3 protein-coding genes and 2 pseudogenes are annotated in these 5,484 nt (G+C 49.3%); 4 read left to right on the forward strand and 1 reads right to left on the reverse strand.

What is annotated here, in order from left to right; genetic code table 11:
• Positions 1–296 precede the first annotated feature (296 nt).
• From JK208_RS15720 to mdoH, 3 genes are read left to right on the forward strand one after another with little or no spacing between them, the layout of a single operon-like run.
• A complete protein-coding gene (locus JK208_RS15720; RefSeq protein WP_211571886.1) occupies positions 297–1,457 on the forward strand; it encodes a hypothetical protein in 1,161 nt (386 codons plus the stop codon).
• A gap of 60 nt (positions 1,458–1,517) precedes the next feature.
• Positions 1,518–2,639 carry a polysaccharide biosynthesis/export family protein gene (locus tag JK208_RS15725; RefSeq protein WP_211571885.1) on the forward strand — a complete coding sequence of 374 codons (1,122 nt, stop codon included), beginning with the start codon at positions 1,518–1,520 and terminating at the stop codon, positions 2,637–2,639.
• A gap of 19 nt (positions 2,640–2,658) precedes the next feature.
• On the forward strand, positions 2,659–4,962 hold the full coding sequence (gene mdoH / locus JK208_RS15730; protein WP_211571884.1) for a glucans biosynthesis glucosyltransferase MdoH: 2,304 nt from the start codon (positions 2,659–2,661) through the stop codon (positions 4,960–4,962).
• Positions 4,963–5,147: 185 nt separating this feature from the next.
• On the opposite strand, the pseudogene JK208_RS15735 reads toward mdoH, so the two are convergent.
• Positions 5,148–5,285: pseudogene (locus JK208_RS15735) on the reverse strand (IS5/IS1182 family transposase); the annotation flags it as partial.
• 77 nt (positions 5,286–5,362) lie between these two features.
• On the opposite strand from JK208_RS15735, the pseudogene JK208_RS15740 reads away from it, so the two are divergent.
• Positions 5,363–5,484: pseudogene (locus JK208_RS15740) on the forward strand (IS5/IS1182 family transposase); the annotation flags it as partial.

A 5,484-nucleotide genomic window follows, 5' to 3' on the forward strand; every position in this document is an offset into this window, starting at 1 on the left:
GGAAATCACAGACTGCATCGTGCTCATCACACAAAGCTATGCACGTCCGCCAGTCTTTCAAGACCTAACAGGCCCTAAAATACCGTATTTATAAAGTATAAATGTATACTATTTTGAATTTTCTATGAGATCTATGACGCTACCAGCCATAGCAAAAAAAAACGCATTTTGTAATGAAATGAATAATGGGGGGTTACGTAAGTTTAACTTTTGAGCTAAGAGCCGCCAGGTAAAATTTTAGAAATGAAACTTCAAGTTCACCTCCAATGCAGATCTCCGATAAGGCGCCTCCCCGAATGAATTTCAAGCACGAAGAAATCTTGAAATCCGAAGACAAAGTAAAAAACTATACAAAGTCTGGATCTGCAAAGGTTACAATGCCGCACATCCCTTCGACAAAAAGCGCTTCAGCCTCAAAAAGACCCTTTTGGCGCTCTCCGCTCAATGTTATTACACTTTTCATTCCGAATGCAATTTCCATACTATATTTTGGGGTTTTATCGTCTCCAGTCTACGTTTCAACCAGTAGTCTGATTGTAACAAATCCTGTCAAAGATACGGATAGCCTGACTTCACTTCTCTCAGGAAGTTCCGGTTCCTCAAGTGACGGCGCGTATGTACTGAAATCTTTCATCGGTTCTTGGGATGAATATCGCCGGATTGATGCACAGTATGATTTGGCGCATGCTTACTCAAGCGGTGATCTCTACGCCCGCTACGGTGGGCTCAGCATGTTGTTCCATAATAATGATGTTGCACGTTGGCATTATTATCAAAATCAGGTTGCTGTGGATGTCGATGAACGCAGTGGCATCACGACAATCAATGTGCGCGGTTTCGAGCCCAATGTAGCATCTGGAATCGCTCGGGCAGTTGTGGCTGATGCAATTGCACACATCAATTCCATGAATCAGGCATCTGAAGACAATTTTGTTTCAACGGCAAAAAAACATGCAGATGCCCTTCGCGACGCAATAACCGCCGACGAACTGGCTCTTTCCGCATTCCGGTCTGATAAAGGCATATACGATCCAGAGCAGTACAACGAAGCGCTCCTGACGGAAGTCCAGAGTCTGACCGCTAAAAATATTGATCTTAATGCTCAATATCAGGCACTTACTCACGGCGCAGCCAACAACCCTATGGTTTATAATTATCAGTCTCAGATGGCAGTGCTTGAAAAGGCAATATTGGGCGTCAATCATAATGCTGCAACAATTGCGCAGATTACTCCCGCATATAATGCGTTGACCCTTCGCCGGGAGACAGACATCGCTTTGCTCAAACAGGCAGAAATTGCGGCTCAAGAAGCATCGTTCAAAGCCGGTCAGAACCATTATTCATTAAATATGATTAGTGCTCCGTCCGAACCCCACGCGCCGGAACTGCCTCATCGCCTATGGCGCGTGCTTGAAGTCGCTGCAGTTACGGTACTCCTGCGTCTCATTGCTGGCTGATCAGGTCTGTCAACTTTACCCATTTTGTATTACCGCGCGCAATCAAGGCCACATCTTCTCATGAAAACGTTTTCCTCGTGCTCTGCTGCCGCCATCATCGCCTGCCTGCCCTTGACGGGGTGCGCTCTACCCAATGGCGGCCCGCTAGCGGGCACGGTCCAGGAAACCCGCGATACAGCAGTCATCAAAGTAACTCCGGCTCTGGCCAATCAGATGATTCTGGCATCCCGGGCGCGGCAGCAGGCGTTGCTTGATGCTGCATTGACTGCTCTTTCCGGATCTTTTGAAAAGCGGGATTATCGTCTGCATCCTGGAGACAGTATCCAAATTGCACTTTGGACATTTTCTCCTTTGCCTGGCCAGGCCCAGTCCACCAGTGACAGCGGCGGACCTGCTCCCCTTCCTTTGGGAAATTTCCAGCTTGATGTACATGGCAATGTCTCTCTGCCGTATATAAGAAGTGTGCATCTTGCAGGACTGACAGGTCCTCAGGCCGAACAAACCATCAATCATTACTATGAATCTTTACACGTACTGCAGTCGCCATCAGCGACCGTAACAATCGCAGGCGGATCACGGAGCAGCATTCTCGTTACTGGATCCGTAGGAAAGCCAGGCATTCTTCCTTGGAGTCCTGGTGGACTTACCATGGCAGAAGCTCTGACATTGTCGATGGGGAATGCATCGGCAGCATCTTCCAGCGCCGCAGTACCCGGCCAGCAGACGGCGACAACTGTCAGCGTCTATCGTGCAGGAAAGGATCCTGTAACACTACCTATTGCCAGTGCACTAGAGAACGCCATTGCATTGCAGCCGGGAGACAAACTGATCGTCCACTCCCAGCCAACAGTTCAGGCTCTGGTTCTTGGTGGCGGCGCGACCCGGGCGGGAAGCTATGGCTTTGGTGAGGTTCCGTCGTTGGCGCAGGTTCTTGCGCAAGCTCAGGGGCTAAATCCAAACGCGGCCAATGCACGGCATATTTTCGTATTTCGGCAGAGCATGAAAACCGGCAGTGCTCTCTATGATTTTGATTTTAATAGTGGGGTCGGAATTCTGACAGCCCAGACCTTCCCTATCGAAGATCGGGACATTGTATATGTGGCGGAATCGCCTATTATTCCCGTTTCCCGCGTGCTGAACACCATCTTTCAGATGGCACTTCCAGCAACAATCGCCCGCTGACGAATAAGTATAGCTGCTTGTGTCGACGGTTAATTTTGAATCTTATCTCTATTATGCAGGCCTTTCTAAACAGGAGGCCGCATATACTGCTACACATCTTAAGAGTTGGGATGATCTCCATCGCTGGTTAAGTGAAAAGCAGGAAAATGATTTTCAGCCTGTTCCAGACCGCGTTCCCATCGGAACCCCTTTCCTGGAAACCAACTGGCGGATCAATCTGCGGAATCGCCTGCGCAAAGTAGAAGAGACCCATCAGCCTGTTGGAGAGCCGCCCCTGTGGCCGAAGGTCGTAGACCGGCGGCGCCAGCTTGCGATGATTTTTTCTCTTGGTCTAACCGCGTTGATGACGATTATCTCCAACATTACGCTGGTCACAGAACACATCTCGGATAACTGGCGCCATGCATACCTGATTATCTATGCGATCATGACCTATTTCATGATCGCAACTTTCGCAAAGCTTGGACTTGGTTCATGGCACGCATTACGAGGTCCGGCAGGCAATCCGTGGCACCCTAGCCATACCGCGCGGGATCCACGAGCCAACATTCGCATAGCAATCATTTATCCGGTATACCATGAAGATGCTGCACGCGTTGTCGCAGGCCTGACGGCTACGTGGGAGTCCATCAAACGACATGCCCCAGACTACGCCAGTCAGTATGATCTTTTCCTATTGTCTGACAGTCGGAAGCCCGAGTACTGGGTTGCGGAACAGGCAGCTCTCCATACAGCACAAGCCGCCAATCCGGATGCAAGATTTTATTACCGTTGGAGACCGTCAAATCATAATGCCAAGCTTGGCAACGTAATCGATTTCTGTCGCCGCTGGGGTAAAACCTACGAGTATATGGTCGTCATGGATGCGGATAGTATCATGAATGGGGGCACTATCCATTCAATGGTGCGCATGATGGAAGGAAATCACCGACTGGGGATACTGCAAAGCAATCCGACGCCAATTTTACGCGAAAGCCTCTTCGGTCGCATGCAGCAGTTTGCTGGTCGCCTGTATGGGTCTGCTTTCTCATACAGTCTACAAGCAATGTATATGGGGCACGCCCAGTATATCGGGCATAATGCCATCATTAGGATGGATCCTTTCATCAAGTACTGCATTTTGCCGGAGTTGTCGGGAAGTTCGCCTTGGGGCGGCAAACCCCTGAGCCATGATATTATTGAAGCCGCCATGATGGCACGCATGGGGTACGAAGTATGGTTTATGCCTGAACTCAAAGGTAGTTATGAGGAAATCCCAGCGAATATTTTAGGCTTCCTTATCCGGGAGCGACGCTGGATGCAGGGGAATCTGCAACATTTACGTTTTCTTTTTGTTAATGGCCTGCATACCATCCATCGTGAGACCTTCCTAAATGGGTTGATGGGATATCTTTCTGCACCACTCTGGGCCGCGTTTTTATTCGTATCAGCCTATTCGATGGTATCGTTTCTTCGCCATGGCACATTAAATCTGGGAGCTATGTCGACTGTGGAAGTGCCCGCCATGCTGATGCTTGCCGCATCCATGGTTTTCCTATTTCTGCCACGAATTTTGGCTATTGTTCTTAATTTTTCGAAGCCCCGTGCCAGACTGTATGGGGGACGCACGAAAATCATTGTCTCGATCCTGCTAGAAACAATTTTCTCAATGTTTTTCGCGCCAATCATTATGATCTACATCACAAAATTCGTGTGGCAATGGGCGATCCGTAAAAGTGTTTCCTGGGGCACACAGCAACGAGACGACGCTCCTTTGCCTTGGCTTGACTGCTTTCGACACTTTGGGTGGGTTATGGTGATTGGTTTGCTGTGTTCCTACCTTCTTTACAGACAGGTGCTGCTCGTACCAGCACAGACAGTCGCGTTAATGTCACTTGTCTCTGGTCACCTACTTAGCCCTGCCAGTGTCTTTTTCTGGTTTTTTCCTATCCTGGGTGGATTTGTTCTGAGCGCCCTCATTGTCCGCTTCACAAGTCGATCTTTTCCCTTACTCCGGAAAGCACGTCTATTTGCCATTCCAGAGGAAGTGGAGGTGCCCCCTGAGCTAAGTGACCTTGAAAAATGGGAACAATATCTACGCCAGCATATACCGGATCCAGAGCAGGATCGTCATGCGCTTCGTTATGCGATTAGTGATCCGTTTTTTTATGTACGTCATCGCCCACAAACACGAATTAAGCCTCATATTGCCGACGCACTGCTACCCAAGATCCGACAAGGGATGCCGTTGACCATCAAGGAATTTACATACGCCATACGAGAACGTCGCTGTTATGATGCCCTTCATCGGGCTGCCATATTGGGCAACATAATGCAGAAATAAGCACTCGAACAGAAAACAACTGGGGGATCGAAGAACCATTAATCGACGGCTCCTTCTCCCGATTTCAGGTTTCTAATGTATTGATTGATGGTTCCTGATCCTGAATTTTTACTCCGCTTCTGCCACAGAGCGTAAAGGTTTAACTCTGTACTACACGTGGGCGTTAATCCTCTGCTCCCGGAAGAGAAGAGGATGCGGCGCATGTTATAGACAATATTGGCCAGTCCGATCCTCGTGGTGGCTCGGGTGATGCCGACGGTTTGGACGAGCAGCCCCGTCTGATCGGCAAAGACATGCTCGACACGAGATCGGACCACCGACCTGGAGGGATCGAAAAACCCCTTGGCTCTGACCTGTTCTCTATGATTCCATTTCTCTTGCGTTGATTGGAGTATGGATCATGAAGCAGCCGGGTTTCTTTGATGTTGAAGAGCGGCTTGCCCGGTTGAGCGGACTTGGTGACCAGCTCGAAGCGTTTTCCCGGACTGTGGATTTTGAAGTGTTCCGCCCGGAACTGGAGAA

Source organism: Gluconobacter sp. Dm-74, from assembly GCF_018256135.1.
In the GTDB taxonomy this organism is placed as follows: Bacteria; Pseudomonadota; Alphaproteobacteria; order Acetobacterales; family Acetobacteraceae; genus Gluconobacter; species Gluconobacter cadivus.

Coding starts and splice junctions, on each gene's coding strand:
- JK208_RS15720 (WP_211571886.1), top strand. CDS start 297: ATGAATTTCAAGCACGAAGAAATCTTGAAATCCGAAGACAAAGTAAAA.
- JK208_RS15725 (WP_211571885.1), top strand. CDS start 1,518: ATGAAAACGTTTTCCTCGTGCTCTGCTGCCGCCATCATCGCCTGCCTG.